The organism is Paraburkholderia solitsugae (assembly GCF_013177695.1).
Classification (GTDB): domain Bacteria; phylum Pseudomonadota; class Gammaproteobacteria; order Burkholderiales; family Burkholderiaceae; genus Paraburkholderia; species Paraburkholderia solitsugae.
In genome coordinates, this window is sequence record NZ_WOEY01000015.1 from 51819 (window position 1) to 68216 (window position 16398).

Annotated in this window: 15 protein-coding genes; 7 read left to right on the top strand and 8 right to left on the bottom strand. The window is 56.5% G+C overall.

Annotated elements, in window-relative coordinates:
* Position 1 precedes the first annotated feature (1 nt).
* The 4 genes from glf to GNZ12_RS03305 form a co-directional block, all read right to left on the bottom strand.
* Entirely contained in the window at positions 2-1102 is a 1101-nt protein-coding gene (glf, locus tag GNZ12_RS03290; protein ID WP_172308982.1) for a UDP-galactopyranose mutase, read from the bottom strand.
* Between the two features lie 110 nt (positions 1103-1212).
* Positions 1213-1755, bottom strand: coding sequence for a hypothetical protein (locus GNZ12_RS03295; RefSeq protein ID WP_172308983.1), 543 nt, complete (start codon positions 1753-1755; stop codon positions 1213-1215).
* 943 nt (positions 1756-2698) lie between these two features.
* On the bottom strand, positions 2699-2929 hold the full coding sequence (locus tag GNZ12_RS03300; protein WP_172308984.1) for a hypothetical protein: 231 nt from the start codon (positions 2927-2929) through the stop codon (positions 2699-2701).
* Complete coding sequence (locus GNZ12_RS03305; protein ID WP_172308985.1) at positions 2904-4277, bottom strand: UDP-glucose dehydrogenase family protein; 1374 nt, start codon at positions 4275-4277, stop codon at positions 2904-2906. The genes GNZ12_RS03300 and GNZ12_RS03305 overlap by 26 nt, the downstream gene beginning before the upstream one ends.
* A gap of 516 nt (positions 4278-4793) precedes the next feature.
* Between GNZ12_RS03305 and GNZ12_RS03310 the strand changes: the two genes are divergently transcribed.
* The 4 genes from GNZ12_RS03310 (at position 4794) to GNZ12_RS03325 (ending at position 10145) form a co-directional block, all read left to right on the top strand.
* On the top strand, positions 4794-5264 hold the full coding sequence (locus GNZ12_RS03310) for a GDP-mannose mannosyl hydrolase (protein ID WP_172308986.1): 471 nt from the start codon (positions 4794-4796) through the stop codon (positions 5262-5264).
* 557 nt (positions 5265-5821) lie between these two features.
* Positions 5822-6154: a hypothetical protein gene (locus GNZ12_RS03315; protein WP_172308987.1), complete on the top strand. Its 333-nt coding sequence runs from the start codon at positions 5822-5824 to the stop codon at positions 6152-6154.
* Positions 6155-7006: 852 nt separating this feature from the next.
* Positions 7007-9385, top strand: a complete 2379-nt coding sequence (locus GNZ12_RS03320) for a YjbH domain-containing protein (RefSeq protein ID WP_172308988.1) — start codon at positions 7007-7009, stop codon at positions 9383-9385.
* A gap of 19 nt (positions 9386-9404) precedes the next feature.
* The gene (locus tag GNZ12_RS03325; RefSeq protein WP_172308989.1) at positions 9405-10145 is read left to right on the top strand and encodes a carboxypeptidase regulatory-like domain-containing protein; all 741 of its coding nucleotides are present in this window, start codon (positions 9405-9407) and stop codon (positions 10143-10145) included.
* Between the two features lie 231 nt (positions 10146-10376).
* Here the strand turns inward: GNZ12_RS03325 and GNZ12_RS03330 are convergent, their stop codons facing one another.
* From GNZ12_RS03330 to GNZ12_RS03340, 3 genes are all read right to left on the bottom strand, one after another.
* Complete coding sequence (locus GNZ12_RS03330) at positions 10377-10685, bottom strand: hypothetical protein (RefSeq protein WP_172308990.1); 309 nt, start codon at positions 10683-10685, stop codon at positions 10377-10379.
* A gap of 513 nt (positions 10686-11198) precedes the next feature.
* On the bottom strand, positions 11199-11378 hold the full coding sequence (locus GNZ12_RS03335) for a hypothetical protein (RefSeq protein WP_172308991.1): 180 nt from the start codon (positions 11376-11378) through the stop codon (positions 11199-11201).
* Between the two features lie 16 nt (positions 11379-11394).
* The gene (locus GNZ12_RS03340) at positions 11395-12378 is read right to left on the bottom strand and encodes a GlxA family transcriptional regulator (RefSeq protein WP_172308992.1); all 984 of its coding nucleotides are present in this window, start codon (positions 12376-12378) and stop codon (positions 11395-11397) included.
* 1104 nt (positions 12379-13482) lie between these two features.
* On the opposite strand from GNZ12_RS03340, the gene GNZ12_RS03345 reads away from it, so the two are divergent.
* Entirely contained in the window at positions 13483-13668 is a 186-nt protein-coding gene (locus GNZ12_RS03345) for a hypothetical protein (protein WP_120298521.1), read from the top strand.
* 121 nt (positions 13669-13789) lie between these two features.
* On the opposite strand, the gene GNZ12_RS03350 is transcribed toward GNZ12_RS03345, so the two are convergent.
* A complete protein-coding gene (locus GNZ12_RS03350) occupies positions 13790-13987 on the bottom strand; it encodes a hypothetical protein (RefSeq protein ID WP_172308993.1) in 198 nt (65 codons plus the stop codon).
* Between the two features lie 1417 nt (positions 13988-15404).
* Between GNZ12_RS03350 and GNZ12_RS03355 the strand changes: the two genes are divergently transcribed.
* Both GNZ12_RS03355 and GNZ12_RS03360 read left to right on the top strand, forming a co-directional pair.
* Entirely contained in the window at positions 15405-15674 is a 270-nt protein-coding gene (locus tag GNZ12_RS03355; RefSeq protein WP_235993571.1) for a Sir2 family NAD-dependent protein deacetylase, read from the top strand.
* Positions 15614-16267 (top strand): PLP-dependent transferase, encoded by a 654-nt coding sequence (locus GNZ12_RS03360; protein WP_328805941.1) that lies wholly within the window; start codon positions 15614-15616, stop codon positions 16265-16267. The genes GNZ12_RS03355 and GNZ12_RS03360 overlap by 61 nt, the downstream gene beginning before the upstream one ends.
* Positions 16268-16398 lie beyond the last annotated feature (131 nt).

Genomic DNA, 16398 nt, shown 5'->3' on the forward strand with positions numbered 1-16398 from the left:
TTTACCCCTTTTGGCCTGATAGCTTCTCGCATGCCGAAAGGGCGTTTGCTACCACCTGGTCCATGTTGTAATAGCGATAGTTTGCTAGTCGCCCCACAAACGTAACGTTTCTGCTCTGTTCTGCAAGCTCCTGATATTTCTTAAACGTCGCCTCGTTATCTGGTCGGGGGATAGGATAGTAGGGGTCACCATCCGATTGAGGGAATTCTCGCACAATTGAAGTGCCTTCCGCCTGCTGACCAGTCAGATACTTAAATTCGGTAATCCGCGTGTAGTTGAAGTCGTTCGGAAAGTTGACGGTCCCGGTTTCTTGAAAAAATTCGGTGGTGGGGAAATGTTCGTGCTCGAAACGTAGGCTTCGATATGGGAGTGGTCCGAATTTATATTCAAAGAAAAGATCTATTGGGCCTGTGAATATTGTGTGCCGGTAGGATTCAGATTCTTTTGCGTATTCATAACTCGTTGATAGACGAATTTCTATATTCTTATGCGCTAGCATTTTTTCGAACATAATGCTATATCCCTCGGACGGCATAAATTGGAAACTATCCGTGAAATACCTGTCGTCGTCATTCGTACGTGTCGGAATCCTGGCCGCGACGCCGGCGGACAATTCTGATAAATCTAGCCCCCATTGCTTCCGCGTGTAGCCTCGGAAAAATTTTTCGCAGAGATCATGGCCAACGCTATTCAGGACAATATCTTCACTTGTTCGGATCTCCGATACTGCGATCCTTCTGCTCTTGTAAAAGTCTTCGACTTCATCATCCTGAAGATTCAGATTGTATAGAGTATTAATCGTTGTTTTGTTGATTGGAATGGGGTAGCGACGGCCCTCGAGTTCGGCCAGAACCCGGTGCTCATAGAATCTCCAGTCTGTAAACTTTGATAGGTATTCAAAAATTCTCTGACTATTGGTATGGAATATGTGGGGTCCGTATGGGTGGATCAGTATGCCATTGGAATCTACGCAGTCGTAGGCATTCCCGCCAATGTGATCGCGCTTGTCGATTAGCAAGACAGTGTTTCCTGCGGAAGATAAGCGTTCTGCACACACCGATCCAGCGAATCCAGCTCCTACAACTAGATAGTCGTATTGCATGATGAATTGAAGAGGTTAAGTTTTTTTATCAGAATGTCTAGATCGCCTGCCATCAACTATGTAACTCCCTGTTCGGTTAGCGGGAAATGACTGCAAGCTTTTTCAGCGGATCATAAAGAGGCGATTGAATCAATAGAGCACGCGCCCCAGCTATGAAAGCGCAAAAGCCGGTGCGTATTGATGCCTTTGTTTGCCGAACATTCGAGGATCTTGTTCAAGATCGTCGATACTGTATTGAAGCACTTCAGCTTGACGTGGTCGGCTGCTAATGCAGCCGATTGAAGAACGACTCCCTGAGCGCGTCTAGTTTGAACGTAGAGTCGACTTGGTAGTCGCGGATATGCATTCATATATGTGCGCTGTCTGTCGAGGCGATCGGCCAGTGGGCCAGCGAGTTGAGCAGACGTGGCGGGATAGAGCGCGCGACCCGCGACCGCCAGCGCACGTGCTATCGCATCACCGGGAGGCGCGACAGCCCGAAGCGTGCGAAGTGCACGATACGCGGCACCCCCGGGCACGCAGGAACCAACCGCGGCGCGCACAACGCACCCGCTGTATTTTCGTGCAGCGAGTGTCGTCGCCATCAGCGCGGTGTACTTGCTGATTCCGGTCAGTTCGGGGGCGTAGTTGATGCTGTAAGCAGGGATATTCATCCGCCTCCCGCGCGGCGTCGAAATAAAATTTTGCAGTGCATAGTGGCGCTATCCTGCGCGGTGAGTATCACAACGTTTCGCCAAGGTATTGGCGAATTCCGACAATCGTTACCGCCGTTCTCCTTGGTTGAGTTTACCTGCTCAGCAAGGCATTCGTTTTACGAGGCAAGCTTAAAATTTACACGAATTGAATTTCATATTGCCTCAAATGAAGTCTTTCAAGACATTGACCTTAAGCATACTTTCCGTCCCCGATACGCCGTCGCTGATTCTTCGTGTGCCTCTAAGGCAGGCATGTGGTGAATTGCTTACCAAGGTGGCCGGTAGATGGTGTTTGCCGTGTCTGAGCCAGTTGGATTGCTGAGTGAATTGAGTCGCGAGGCCGAAAATGAAACTGGGGTAACGGTATCGGGTTCGAAATTGCGAGATGTGTCCCGTTGTCCGGGGATGTGCTTACTAGCTGCATCGCCGTGCGTTGAAGTTCGCGCAGAGGAGAGGGCGAGGCGGTCGGTGAGTTCGGGGGACAGCAATTGTTCAACCGGCGTTGGCCTGTAGCTGGCCGCTTGGCGCGCGGCGGCTTGGCCAGCAGGTCGGTTGCCAAGACCCGACAGGTAGGTATCCTCGTAGTCCTCCGGGGCACCTAGCAACGGACTCAGAGGAGAATTCTGCTTGGGCCGTGCATTGCGTGTCGGGTTGTTCCGCGTTGAAGCGTGGTCCTGCGCCGGACTTGAGGCACGGGTGTCGGGCAGATAGGTTTCCGAGTCGTCCTGCGGCGCCCCCAACAGGGGACTCAGGGGTGACTTTGAAGCGGACTGTGCGTTGCTCCGTTGACTGCGAGACAAGGTGTGGTCCCGCACCGAATTCGAGCCGAATTGTGCGCTGGCCGACGCACAGGCGAGGGCTGTCACCGCTGGCGCTAACGCCATTAACAAGGTTTTCATTTTCATACGCGACTCATGCATATCCAGGTCGATCCATCGGCTAGATTTCCGTTGTCAGCGCCGAACCACAACCAATCAAAGCCACTCGCCTCGTTGGCCAGGGGCGTGCGCGGACACATGAACGCCAACGAGAGATTCCAGAGCACCTTCAACTCATCCCGCGCGATATGCAGGCTCGGCGCGTAGCGCTGCGGATAGGCGGGCACCTCACCACGACGCAGTGCGGGCAGCATCGCGCCCGATCGTGTAGTAAGTCCAGCCGCTATCCCGCATCGCACCGGGGTCATACAGATTGCGTCCGTCGAATACCACCGTGTCGTTGAGCGCTTCTTTCACCTGCTCGAAATCCGGGCTGCGGAACTCCTTCCATTCAGTCAGGATCACCAGCGCGTCGGCGTTTCGGAGCGCAACGTCGCGCTCTTTCGCAAAGGTCACACGCTCGTAATGGTCAGGACCGAGGTCTTCCGCCAGGCGCCGCCGGGCTTCGTCGAGCGCAACAGGGTCGTACACGCTGACGGACGCGCCACCGCGAATCAACGCCGCAATCAGTTGCCTACTGGTTGCCGCTCTCATATCGTCAGTGTTCGGCTTGAAAGCTAGGCCCCAAATGGCAAAGTGCTTGCCATTAAGTGCGTTGTTGAAGTGCTGTTTGATCTTGTCGAACAGCACCGTTTTTTGCAGTGTGTTCACATACTCGACCGAAGCCAGGACGTTCAGCTCCATGCCGTGTTCGTTGGCGGTGTGCATTAGCGCCTGCACGTCCTTCGGAAAGCAGGAGCCACCGTATCCACAACCGGCGTACAGGAAGCTGTAACCGATGCGTGGATCAGAACCAATGCCGCGCCTGACATGTTCGATATCCGCGCCAACGCGATCCGCCAGGTTCGCGAGTTCATTGATGAAGGAAATCCGTGTAGCGAGCATTGCATTGGCCGCGTACTTGGTGAATTCAGCCGATCGCACGTCCATACATAGGGTGCGTTGATGATTGCGGTTAAACGGTGCATAGAGCTGTTCCATCAGGCTCTTCGCGCGCAACCCCGGGACGTCGGAGTCGTATCCCAATACGATACGATCAGGTCGCATGAAGTCCTCGACCGCAGCGCCTTCTTTGAGAAACTCAGGGTTCGAGACGACGGCGAACTGTGCGTCGTTGCCGCGTGCCGCCAATTCGTCCAAGATCGCATCACGCACCTTGTCTGCGGTACCCACCGGCACGGTCGACTTATCTACAACGACCTTGAATGAGTCCATGTGCCGGCCGATGCTACGCGCGGCAGCAAGCACGTACTTCATGTCTGCGGAGCCGTCTTCTTCGGGTGGGGTTCCGACCGCGATGAACTGGATATCGCCGTGTGCGACCCCTTTCGCGACATCGGTGGAAAACGTCAGGCGACCGGCGTCGCGATTGCGTGCGATCACTTCCGATAGACCGGGTTCGTAGATGGGTACACCACCGCTATTTAGCTCTTCAATCTTCGCGGCATCGACATCGAGACACAGTACATCATTACCCAATTCCGCAAGGCATGCTCCGGTAACAAGACCGACATAACCCGTTCCGACGATAGTGACTTTCATGGATTCTGGTGCGCGTAGAAAGTGGAAATGTTCTGCGATTCGGCACGCAAATGCACACCTGATCGGCTTGTCCGAAGGCGTAACGGTCCGACGAACTCGCATCTTTACTCAACGAAACCTGTTTCGGGAATATCTGGCGCAAGGCGACAAGGTAATTTCTCTTTCCGTCAAGGTTTGATCGGCATGGCGAGCTTGGTGGAAGCGACGCGAGAGTATTTGCTTCGCTAGTCGGGAACCGACAATTGGAGGAGGCCGGTGGATGAAGTGCAGTTCGCAGCGGTGGTACCTCTAAGAAGACGGCGGATAAGGTCCCAAGATTGTCGGACAAGGCCCAGTTTTGCAACTTACACTTGCTGGGATACGCACGGCTCCGGTGAGCGAAAGTATGCGTACGATGGCCATCTCAAAGACATATCGGCACGGGGCACGCGCATTGATCGATGCTTTTTCCCGCAATCTGTCATGGGTTCCTCACACATAACAACCTTCTTCTCGATCATTTCCTGTTGAATGGCCATGCTTCCAATCCATATGTACTTGAATGTCGTCGATGCAACACCACTGGTAGCCATCGACCTTATCATCGAGAACGAGACGGGCGGTTATCTTCTCGGGCGCCGCGTCAACAAACCCGCCCAGGGTTTCTGGTTTGTCCCGGGCGGTCGCATTCGCAAGAACGAGCGCCTTGACGACGCCTTTCAGCGGATCGCAAACGAGGAACTTGGTCGAGCCGACCTCAGACGGGCGGACGCTGACCTTCTTGGCGTGTACGAACATCTGTACGAGGAAAATTTTAGCGGGCAATCCGGCATCTCGACTCATTACGTTGTACTCGGGTACAAGCTGCGGGGCACGATTGAACTTGCGAGTCTGCCCAACCTGCAACACACGGCGTACCGTTGGGCCACGGAAGAAGAGATCACGACTGATGCGGAGGTTCATCTGAACACGCAAGCTTATTTCCGTGGTCCCACGCTACGGTGCTGAGGTCGCTTTTCAGTGTGACATGGACGCGCTCCTCGAATCTGGGCCGACTGTTTCGCCGAGCGCGCGAATACGTTGGCAAAATGGTTAGCCCGCGCATGCACGCGGTGGAGGATTAAAGAATTATCGTGTCCGTTAACGTCAGAGGTTGGTTGGTATCTGCCAACCTGTCTCCATGCACGCCGGTGCTCGCCCATACTTCCATTGCTTATTGGTTTCGGTGAGCGCTTCCGCACCTTTTAAAGCTCGTGTCTCCCACCGGTTCAATACATGAGCGCTTGTTTTGATCCTTCGAGATGTCGGACGGGGGCGGACAACACGCCTCGCGAAATACGTGTGTGGTCAGGCGTTGGAATTGGCGCGCACTGGAACTGACAATAGCGTTAGAGGCCTGTGGACCGGTGACGGTGCCCACTTCGACGGACGGCACGGCGAACTCCTGGCGCGGGTCGTCAAGGAATGACACGAATACCGCAAAGGGTTGAAGCGTACTGGTAGCGCACAGGACTCACAGGCGCGGGATTAATTGGTAACGGGGTTGGTAAGCGGGGGAATGATCGATGACGGAGAATGAACTCATCCAGGAGTCGGCCGCGCTGCGTGGTCAAGGCAAATATCGGGAAGCGATCGACCTCATCGAGGCGAACCTTGCGAACATTGAGGGGGACGTCCGACTCAATGCCCAACTCGAGGCATTTCGGGCCGCAGTAGAAGCCGGCGATGCCGAAACGGCGCACGAATATGCGACAACGATCGCGGCCGAAGAACCGGGGCGGCCGAGCATCCTAACCGTTGCTCTGACCAACGGCGTATTAATGTGGCCGAGCAGGCCGGAAACGGTGGTACGGGGCGGCCACGCTCTGCCGCATGGCTTGGCCGTCGACCGATTGTAGCGAGATCATCTGCTATGAGAGAGTGGGCAGGGGTAGCTTGAAGCGCTCGCGATCGCGTACGTGAGCGCAAGGAAATAAAAAGAAGCCCGCCGGACGAGGTGTCGGCGGGCAAAAAGAATCGAGGGGTGTCGTCGGACCGAGATGACCCCTCGAATCGGCCAGTCGCTAGTATCGAGCGGTAAGAATGGCGCGGCGCGCAAATGGCGGTGATAGTTAATATTTTGTCCGAATTGGGCATTCGTTGCCATTCCGCAGGCTGAGAGCAAGGCATAGATCCAATCTTGAATAATCATATCCGATCCTCCCGCATAGATTCAAAAAATGGAGTATTCCGCCAACATGTTAGCTTTTTCCGTCAGCGGCATTCCGCCATGCAGCAATATGGATATGATGCACTGCAATCTAAATAGACTTTACTCTGCGTTGTAGCGAGTCGTGGAAGCCGCTGCGTGAGGTAGTTCGATACTCTTTGCTGATCAACGCCAAATCGGCAATTTTTTGTGCGTAGTAAATTGTCAGATTTCCTTGAAATAAAATAATGAGATAGTTGTAATTGATTCGGTATGCTTAATTGATATGGTGGCAGGTATCGCCATGATACCATGGGGGGATTTTTATAATGCGATCCAGCCGTGGGGTCTTGTGAAAGCGCGTGACATGAAAAGACACGCATCGTCCAGAATTAGCGAGATTCAACACATGGCGACTGAACTGGATGTGGGCGTGACGTAGCAGCGCGTGGGCTGTGACGGATATGTCGAGTATCAAACATCAAGAGAGGCTGATAATCGCTGCGATCGCGACAGGTTGGTCCACAGCAACGCGAACTGATACAAACAATTAGAAATACACATGGCCATGAAATTACGCGGACAACAGCCCCGATCGGCGCCGAGTGCGCTGGCGCTTGCTGCAGCTTTAGCGTTCTCCGCTTCGGCGCAAGCGGCTGACCCTGCGCTCAATGCGCTCGGGCAGGCGGGTGGTTTGGTGATTCCGTATGCGTTTGCACTGCCCGAAGGGACCGTGGAAGCGCAGTACAACAATTACATTGACCCGCACTACGGAAAGCAGGCAACGGGTTCGCAGATGTACTGGGGCGCAGTGGGTTTGCTGCCTTATGTGGAGTTGTCTGGTGGACTCGCCAATTACCCGGCGAATGTCCCGGCGCCATTCAGCGACGCCGACCACTTCCTGTTTCGCCACCTGATGGGTGACGTCAAGCTCGAAGTGCCGAAGTTCTTTAAGTATCAGCCGAGCATTGCATTTGGTGTAACCGACATTGGCGGCCAGACGCATTTCTTCCGCTCGAAGTACGGCGTGGTGTCGCAAGCGTTTGGGCCGGTGACGTTGACTGCCGGTTACGGACAGGGCGATCGCCTCGACGGCGTGTTCGGTGGTGCGCAAGTTTCGCTGTGGAACACAGGGTTGTCGCTGCTCGCAGAAGACGATTCGAAAACGCCGTATGCCGGCGTGCGCTATCAGTCGCCGCGGATTAGCTGGCTAGCCGATGCGAACGTGATCGGCACGTTCACGCGGTCGATCCGTTCGACAGATGGGGTGTCGCCACGCACGTCGTTCTCGGTTGGCATTCAGATTCCGCTGGGTAAGCGCTTCAGCAGTACGCGTTGTGCAGATGGGTTGTGCGAAGGCCCGCAAGTGCCGGTCGCCCAGAGCGCGGATGCCGGCGATGACGGCCCGATCCGCCTCGCCAGCCTGCAACCGGTGGACATGCGTGCTGCCACCGCTAACGACAACGCGCTGGCCGCCGCGCCGATTACGTATGTGCCGCCGCTGCAGTCGTATGCGTCCGTGATGCTGAGTGACGTGACGGCGCCCAAAGCGTCGGACGCGCCGTCTCCCGCCATTCCTGAAGCGCTGGATACGTCCGCGCTCGACGAAATCGCCGCGCAACTCTTTGCCGCCGGGCTCGAGCGTGTGCGTGTCGGGATGAGCGGTCGCGATCTGGTGGTCGAGTACGAGAACCATCGCTACAACCAGAACGAAGCTGACGCACTTGGCATTGTGCTTGGTGTGGCGAGCGTGAATGCGCCGCATGGCACCGACAAGATTCACGTAGTCATCAAGAAGGCTAATGAGCCGTTAGGCGAAGTCATTGTCGATCGAGATGCATTTGCGCAGTTCGTTGAGGGCGGCGCGCCGACGGCCGCAAGTGCCTCACTGACGATGCGCACGCGTCCGACGTACGACGCGGATTCGATCGCGTGGCATGGCAACGAGCACACGCATGGGCTGACGCGGATTCAGATCGCACCGATCGTCAGTTACCTCTACGGCACCGAGTACGGCAACTTCGACATCTCGCTCGGCGCCAACATTCAAGGGTTCGTGCCGCTGTGGCGTGGCGCGGAGTTCTACGCGAGCTATATCGCGCCGATCTACAACACGAAGAACATGGACGAAGGCCGCGTGTTTAGCGATTACCGCTTGCGCGGCGGGCTGAATGCAGTCGCATTGGCGCAAAGCTTCTGGATCATCCCGCAAGTGTTCAACGTGACGTCGATCGGCAAGTTCGATTACTCGTATGTCGGCGTGCAAAACGAAACAACGATGTTTGTGCCGGGGCGCCCCGATCTGATCCGCTTGCGGCTCGCCTATCTGCACCATGAACCGGGTCATGACGAATTGCCGAGTGAGAAGAATGCCGAGCTGACTTACCGCTGGGTGCAGCCGTCCTGGAAGTTGTGGATCGAAGCGGGCGTGGCGCGCTTTGTTGGCGGGGACAAGGGGCCGGAAGCGACGCTGACGCGCTGGTTCGACGACGTATCGGTGAGCGTGCATGGCGAGCATAGCGGACAGGGCACGTTTGTGGGCGCCGCAGTCAGTTTCCCGCTGACGTTGCGTCAGGGCATGAAGCCTGGGATCAGTCAGGTGTACGGCTCGGAGCAGTTCGGGCTCGACTTCCGCACGCGGGTGGGATCGACGAATTATCTGTCGACCAATGCGGACGAGAACATGACCTTCCCGTATAGCACGCAGCAGTACCTGCTGAATCAGGGCCGCTTTAGCGGCGAGTACTTCTCGACCCAGCTTTACCGGATGCGAGATGCGTATCTGCGCTACGGGCGGCCTGGTAGTGACGGAACGAAGCCTAAGCCGCAAGTGAGTGTGCCTGCTGCATCGACAGGCGCCGCGCTCTCACATGGCGTCTGCGGAAGCGGCTTTCAGGGTGTAAGCGATGGACGGGCGTTGGTGCCGGTCAATTGTGAATGACTTTCTTTGGAGATAGGCGATGAAGCTTCTTAACGGCGCCACGCTGCGCACGCTGCAGTTCGGATCGATAGTGCTTGCGACCAGTGCGCTGGTTGCGTGCGGTGGCGGTAGCAGTAGCGGCAGTTCGCCGGGTGCAACGGTGAGCGGTACGGCCGCTGTTGGCGCGGCACTGGCTAATGCAAGTATCACGCTGACGTGTAAGAACGGTTCAGGCAGCGCGACGGCTAATTCCAACGGCGCGTACTCGGCGACGTTCGCGTTTGACGGTCCTTGCACGATTACGGCGACCGGCGGCTCCACCACGATTCACTCGCTTGCGGCCGGCGCGGGTACGTACAACGTGACGCCGCTGACGGAATTGTTGTTGGAGTACTTGGCTGGGCAATTGGGCACGACCGTTAGCGGGTTGCTCGCTGGGATCACTTCGAACGCGACTTATCAGAACGCGCTGTCGAATAGCACGGTAATCGCGAACGCACAGGCGGCCGTTGTCCAGTTGATCAAGACCCGGTACGGGATCACGCTTTCGTCATCTTCGTTCTTGACGGTTTCGTTCACGCCAGGGCAGGCCGGCGCGGATGCGGATCTGGACACTTTGCTGACTGCTGGCGCGATTACCGCGAATGGTCAGCCGGCAGCTTCGTTGACAGCCGCTGCGACAGCGGCGGGGGCGGCAGCGCCGATCTCCGGCGGGGGCAACGGCAGTGGAGCCACCGGTGGAACGGGTGGCACCGGTGGCACGGGAACCACAACGCAATAGTTTTCACGTACGGAAGCAGAAAATCGGGCCGCCGGACCGCTTCAGGTTCCCAACGGAGCAGGGCCGGCCGCTCGCTAAAGAGCCTTTGTCCAACACGAAATCGCTCTAATAAGCCTGGAGGGTATTTGAGGCTTCGTGTCGCGATGGTCTGGATTGGATAACGATGGTCTTTGCGATTCAGCCGCGAAGATCTGCGAACGGAACAGCAAGGGCTTGACACGTTAAAACCAACTATTCGTAGCCGAGCCTGTGACTCAGAATGGGCGCGAAAAAGAGTGCAATTGCAGACCCCGCTGCCTTACCCTCGAACTCCGCGGCCGCAGCAGCGGCCCTCATTCCATACAGGTGCGTGGACAGATCGAATAGCTGAGGCAGGCAGTAGAACACCGCGATCACAATGCAATAAGCTTGCATGACCGACGTGCGCCAGCCTTTCTCGAAAGCGACAGCAGCGGCGACAATGCGCAGAACGCCGAATAACACGAGCGCACCCACGGCCGCCTGTTCGCGGAGCAGATACTCTGGAATAAACTCACCCATAACTTCCCGTTCACCCGGTACGTTAACCCACCTGGACCATCTGAAATTGAAAGCCGCTCATTCGAACGTTGCCGTCGGACGCCGGCCGCTGAGGACAATCGGCCTTCGGAATTGAGGAACGATTTGACCGGTTTTGATGTTACCGAAACCGTACCCGGGCAATGAAAGCGCGGCTGAATGAACCACAATATTGGCCGATATAGTCAAGCGTTGCGCTCCGTAAAGCGGGCGGGCGCTATCCACGCGCGGCCCTTCTTTTCAAACGGGCGACTTCCTCGATAAGTCGGTTCTGCGCATAGATAAGCGCAGCGCTAATGTTGGTAGGTGGCCCGGTGATATCGTCCCTCGCCAGGCGAGCGCCATGACATAGGAAAGTTTGTCGCTCGACGAGTTGGTTGGGAGGGTGAGGGCCGGCGACAAATGTCGGGCTTGGGTCTGCTCGGCAAGCAAACTCGTTTCGAATTTCAGTGCTCTGAGCAGCGAGATGTCGTCGCAGAGCAGTGCGTTGCTGAGTCAGTATGGAATGGGAAGAAAGGGCAGTGGGACGCTCCTGCCTTCGATGATGCCGGGTATGAGCGCAGCTTCGCTGTCACCCGGATCGATATTGAGCACGTCTGGCGCTGCCTGTTCGATGCCGCTGGCAGCCATGGCGGCGGTGCCGCCCGGATTGGACTCGTGTCGTTGATGCGGCACCTGTGCTTGAGGCCTTCTACAGTGCCACTTCGTTGCGCATCCGATAGTCCGTCGGTGTCGTCGCCAGATATTTCCTGAAGAGCTTCGACAACTGCCCGCCGCTGCTGATACCACAGCGGCGCGCGATCTTGTCGACTGGCAAACGCGATTCAATAAGCATCCGACAACTCATGTTTAATCGTGCGCGAAGTAGATAGTCGGAGGGTGTCATACCGATCTCGTTCTTGAACCGGCGCAGGAAGTTGCGTTCGCTCATCGCCGCGACATGCGCCGCATCGTCGATCGAGATGGGACGATCGACGTTCGCTTCCAGCCAGCGCGCCGACGCCAGGATCTTCTCGCTGATCTGCGGCGCCGTGCCAAGCGGGATCGACGAGCTGAACGGTGTGTTGGGTTGCGGGGCAATCGACTCTGCAACCTGCTGTGCCAGATCGGCGCCGAGATCCTCTTCGACGATGCGCAGCGCCGTTGATACGGCGCCCGGCGCTTCTGTCAGCGACCGCGCTGGACGCAGACCGTGCGCTTCAATACCGCCATAGAGAAGCGGACAGTAGCGACTGGGCAGCCCGGCTGCTTGCAGCAGCAACTGGCCTTCCGCGATCGGATGCACGATCTCGCTGAACGGATGCCTGCGGCGCAGCCAGTTCCCCAACCGCTCGTCGCGGCACGCCTGCTGTACGCCCGCACCGCCGGCAATGAACAATAGATGTGTCTCGTTCGTGCCTCGGTGCGACTGGACGTCGTCTGTCCAAACAAATACCGAAGACGAACTGGCGATGCGCCCGCCCGCGGCGGAAAGCAGCGAGACGTCGTAGCGCGCACGACCAGATCGCTGCGCGGCGACGAGCGAGTTTGCCTTCTGGAAGATCTCGATGATTGCTGCGACCGTAGGCAGTGCAAACCCATTGAACAGCGCGATATCGACGCAAGTCAACGCGTTCGTTTGCATCGGCACGGCACTTTGCCGCGCGCTGCGCGGCAGAGTATGTACCAAATCCATTCAGTTTTCCCCGGAAATGTGTGGTCTGCAAAGTCTTCTCTCCAAGACTCTGTCTTTTTCTTATATGAGCATGCTATACATATGATTCGCTTGTCAGTATTTAATGGCCGAATCAGCCAACACATTGGCTGTTGAGGACACTGAGTAGTGAGATGGAGGGCTGCATTGACGAGCTTATGATTTTACCCCGCGAACTGGCAAGATATCGAATGTCCAGTGCATATCTCAACAAATTGAGACGGAATGTATAGCGCATCTTTTTTATAAATCTATATGTGGTGACCGATAATTTCTCGTCAATATCGGTGAATTGACCATTACGGCAGAAATATCTCGTAAGCAATACAGTTTGGGGCTATGTTGACTCAACCTAGTGCGTTCGCTAATGCCGTGTCGCACGCTGTCACAAAGCGCCACCGCCGACGCCGGGAATGTAGGTGCCTCAGGCCATGTGTGGGGCGGCGTCCAACGGCTTGGTCTTCTCGGACAGAAGTTTTCCGATAACCGCCTCAATTCGGTGCGACACACCGGAAGAGGTAGAATTTCGCTCGGCTGCTCAGGATATGTGCATTGCAAATGCGTGCCACGCGTATCGTCGCCCGTCTACGCCGTAGGGCAGCGGCCTTGTGCCGGTTTCGAAGGCACTGCATCACGATACGTCCTGGGATACGGTGCATCTGCTCGTTAGCGCAATGCGATACGGCGCGAGCCGACTCGACTTTGCCATCACGCCGGAATCCAACAATCAGGGTTCGTGGGACTCGGCGTCGTTCGGGCCGCAGGCTTTGAACGAGTCGATCGCCTTCCTGATTGCTCAATACTCGTCAGCCACGCCAGCCGTCGAATGGCGGCTTTTTGGACGTATGTGGTCTGCTGCCGTTCAGCAGGTGGTCGTTTCCGATTTGCCCGGATCCTCACGAAAGACGTTTCCCGTCCCCCCGTCCCCCCGTACGCACGGGAACGCTTGTGTTATTTGACGCGCGATGTTCAGCTCGTTTGCCGCGCCGGCATGGTTGCAGGCGGCGCGCGCGGGGGGTAAAAAATTTTTAGCAAACGATTGCGCGTGAACCTAAATAACCTCTGCGCGCGACCGTTAACGGGTTCATGCACAAACAAGACATTCAGACAATTGTTTCCGCGGCTCGCGAAACGGCCGATTCGATCGTCGGTGCTCGCGAGTGGAAGACGGCCGAAGATGCCAGCGCGATGCGCGATGTGATCTTCTGGGACATGCTTGCCAAGCGATTGCCTAACACGAACATCGCCGATCTGCTGTCAATGTTCGATTAGACGGCGTCGTCGACACGGCTTAGGCGAGGCATCTCCACAGGTCGTGGCACAATCGGCCGCGTGGCGCGCGATTGCGGACATATCCGACGCCCGTCTATTGGCGTCTGAAGCTTCACGACGACTAGTGGTCACCAAGACCAACCAGGGAAAAGATCTTGACGACTGTTCCTGGTTTCGGTTGACGCTCACCCTGTTGCTGAATGAAGACTTGCATCGCGCGCGTCATCTCTTGACTTGAAAGTTTGCGATAGGCGCAAATATTGTACGTGACGCCGTGCTGCTGGTCTTTGATGAAATTGTCTACGTTCGGTAGCTGCATGCTTTCCTCGAAAGCGTCGTGCGATTCTCCCACTGAAACCGATCGTCTTTCGTCCATGTCCGTGGACGGCAGTCGCAATCGCTAACGAATCAGAGCGAGTGTCGGCCTGACCATCCCGCTTCCTGAGCAACAGTATCTCCAGAGCTTCGCGAACTTCCACTCGAGTAGTCTCCGACGACATCCATACCGCCTGGTAAAGAAGATGTCCACAAAAAAGAACCTGCCGCTCAGGGGAGCGGCAGGCTAAAAGATCGAGGGGTGGGGTTGCTTCAGAGAAGCGCCCCTCGAAAGACCGAAGCGGAGCTTATTCGATCGGAACATGTGGCGGACGCAAGCGGCGGATTTGGTCAACATGTTGACTGAACAGGGCATGAAAGCAAGCTCGTCCTGACGAGATGGGGTCAAATCCTTCCTCCTCAGAGGTAAGCGTCTGGGTCCATCTCACTAAAACCGAAGGTTTGTCAGTACAAGGACTGGTCCGCGGGCTTGCATTGGTGACCGGTCTTAAGGGTTCAACGGGAACATGCAAAGTATGACGGATCACGAGCGCCAAATCGGGCCGATCCTAAGCCCGAGGTTGTGGCCCTTGATGTGGGTGGGGTGGTAACCGGCCTTCTTCAGGCGTCGGCGCGAGTATAACTACTGCTGTTCGAACTCTCGCGCCGATCCCGCTAGCGGATCTTTGCGAATCGATCTTCTCCTGTGAGTCGTCAACCAGGGCGGGCATTCGTGCAGCTATGCCTCGGACCCAACGGAGGTCTGCGATCATCCAAGTCGTACGCTGACTCCCGATCCAGAATGGCCCGCATCTCGTTTTTTGTGATCTTGCAAAATCGAGAAGCAGCAAGAGACAAACGAGCGTCGCGACGCCGCCACCGTGAAAATGACGCGAGGCGTCGCGGAATGATGATGGGGTGAGTCAGTGCATGAAGCGCTGCTTCGGCGGGACGGCTTCCTGCCATCGCCCAGAGTCCGGATCGGACGGTAGGCAAGCGGCTCTCGTCGCCGGAAAACAATACCGCTTCGGTGCGCGCTGTACTTACTGAAGCACAAATGGTTTCATTGGCACCTACGCAGTTCTAGCAGAATGACCCTGACACTCGAGGCGAGGACTTGACCAGATGGATTATCATGCCTACGCCATCGCAGTCCCGCTAGCGAGCGATCTCGCAGGATATTAAAACATCCAGTACCGGTAGACTAGGCACCCACGCGTCGACCTCGGGTTCGCTAAAGCCCTACAAACGCAGGCCCAACGCGCAGCGCTACGTCATCAGATCGCACGACTCGATTGCCGGAGTGTCCACTGAATTCCACTGCATGTAGATCAAGGTTTCGCATACTGTCGAGATCCTTCCTGTTAGTAAGCTGATAGTGTGGTGCCTCGTATAGTCAAATCGTGTCCGAAACGATTTGAATGTCGTGGGCTGTCCGCGCTGCGAAGTTGATCCGCGGCGCCGATGCCATCGTTATCGCGGCGGGCGCAGGTATGAGTGTGGATTCCGGCCTGCCGGACTTTCGCGGCAACGGCGGCCTGTGGACTTCGCTACTGCCTGCCGGTATGACCGAACATGACGTCGGATCGCTGACTCAGGGAGACTGTTTTGTCGAGAAGCCTGTCGACACGTGGCGATTCTACGGGCGCGCGCTACAGGTCTGTCGGCAACAGACGCCACATGCGGGCTAGCCCTGCGTGGGTTGCAGACGCTAGGCGTGCGACTGGCTCGGCTGGAGGCGTCAACGTTAGTCGTCGTTCGGTGGTTGCAGAGTCAACCGGTGATCGAGACGGTGCTGCATCCTGCGTTGCCTTCTTGCCCAGGCCACGAGTTTTGGAAGCGCGATTTCACGGGCTCCTCCAGTGTCTTTTCCATCCATTTCTCGGATGATGTCAGTGCCGAACAAGTTGCAAGCTTCGTCGAAGGTCTCAGGCTCTTCAAGATTGGCATGAGCTGGGGGGAACGACAAGCCTTGCACTGGTGTATCCGAATCTGGAGAGACCGGGAAAAGACTACGCGGGACGCCTGGTACGAGTCAATGTTGGATTGGAAGACCCCGGCGACCTCATCGCGGATCTCGCTAATGCGCTTAAAGCGATCGGCTAGCGCGACAAACACAAGAGAACGCTTTCGCGGCCCGCGCCTATCGACCACCGGCGGTCCACTGTGCATGGCAGTTCAATCAGAACGAGGAATAGGAAGCATGGGGGCAGAATCGACCCCACCGCAATCGAATCTCACAGCTTGGCGAAGGCATCTTCACAAGTATCCAGAGAGGCTTTAATGAACATTAGAACCTCTGAATACATTGCTGAAACACTACGTGAGATGGGGATCGAGGTTCATAGCGGAATCGGTGGGACGGGGATCGTCGGAAATCTTCGCTTCGGCTCCAGGGGGGCATTGCGCTATGTG

Excerpts from the sequence above, each read along its gene's own strand:
- glf (WP_172308982.1), bottom strand. The coding sequence starts at position 1,102 with ATGCAATACGACTATCTAGTTGTAGGAGCTGGATTCGCTGGATCGGTG.
- GNZ12_RS03295 (WP_172308983.1), bottom strand. The coding sequence starts at position 1,755 with ATGAATATCCCTGCTTACAGCATCAACTACGCCCCCGAACTGACCGGA.
- GNZ12_RS03300 (WP_172308984.1), bottom strand. The coding sequence starts at position 2,929 with ATGCTGCCCGCACTGCGTCGTGGTGAGGTGCCCGCCTATCCGCAGCGC.
- GNZ12_RS03305 (WP_172308985.1), bottom strand. The coding sequence starts at position 4,277 with ATGAAAGTCACTATCGTCGGAACGGGTTATGTCGGTCTTGTTACCGGA.
- GNZ12_RS03310 (WP_172308986.1), top strand. The coding sequence starts at position 4,794 with ATGCTTCCAATCCATATGTACTTGAATGTCGTCGATGCAACACCACTG.
- GNZ12_RS03315 (WP_172308987.1), top strand. The coding sequence starts at position 5,822 with ATGACGGAGAATGAACTCATCCAGGAGTCGGCCGCGCTGCGTGGTCAA.
- GNZ12_RS03320 (WP_172308988.1), top strand. The coding sequence starts at position 7,007 with ATGGCCATGAAATTACGCGGACAACAGCCCCGATCGGCGCCGAGTGCG.
- GNZ12_RS03325 (WP_172308989.1), top strand. The coding sequence starts at position 9,405 with ATGAAGCTTCTTAACGGCGCCACGCTGCGCACGCTGCAGTTCGGATCG.
- GNZ12_RS03330 (WP_172308990.1), bottom strand. The coding sequence starts at position 10,685 with ATGGGTGAGTTTATTCCAGAGTATCTGCTCCGCGAACAGGCGGCCGTG.
- GNZ12_RS03340 (WP_172308992.1), bottom strand. The coding sequence starts at position 12,378 with ATGGATTTGGTACATACTCTGCCGCGCAGCGCGCGGCAAAGTGCCGTG.
- GNZ12_RS03345 (WP_120298521.1), top strand. The coding sequence starts at position 13,483 with ATGCACAAACAAGACATTCAGACAATTGTTTCCGCGGCTCGCGAAACG.
- GNZ12_RS03350 (WP_172308993.1), bottom strand. The coding sequence starts at position 13,987 with ATGCAGCTACCGAACGTAGACAATTTCATCAAAGACCAGCAGCACGGC.
- GNZ12_RS03355 (WP_235993571.1), top strand. The coding sequence starts at position 15,405 with ATGTCGTGGGCTGTCCGCGCTGCGAAGTTGATCCGCGGCGCCGATGCC.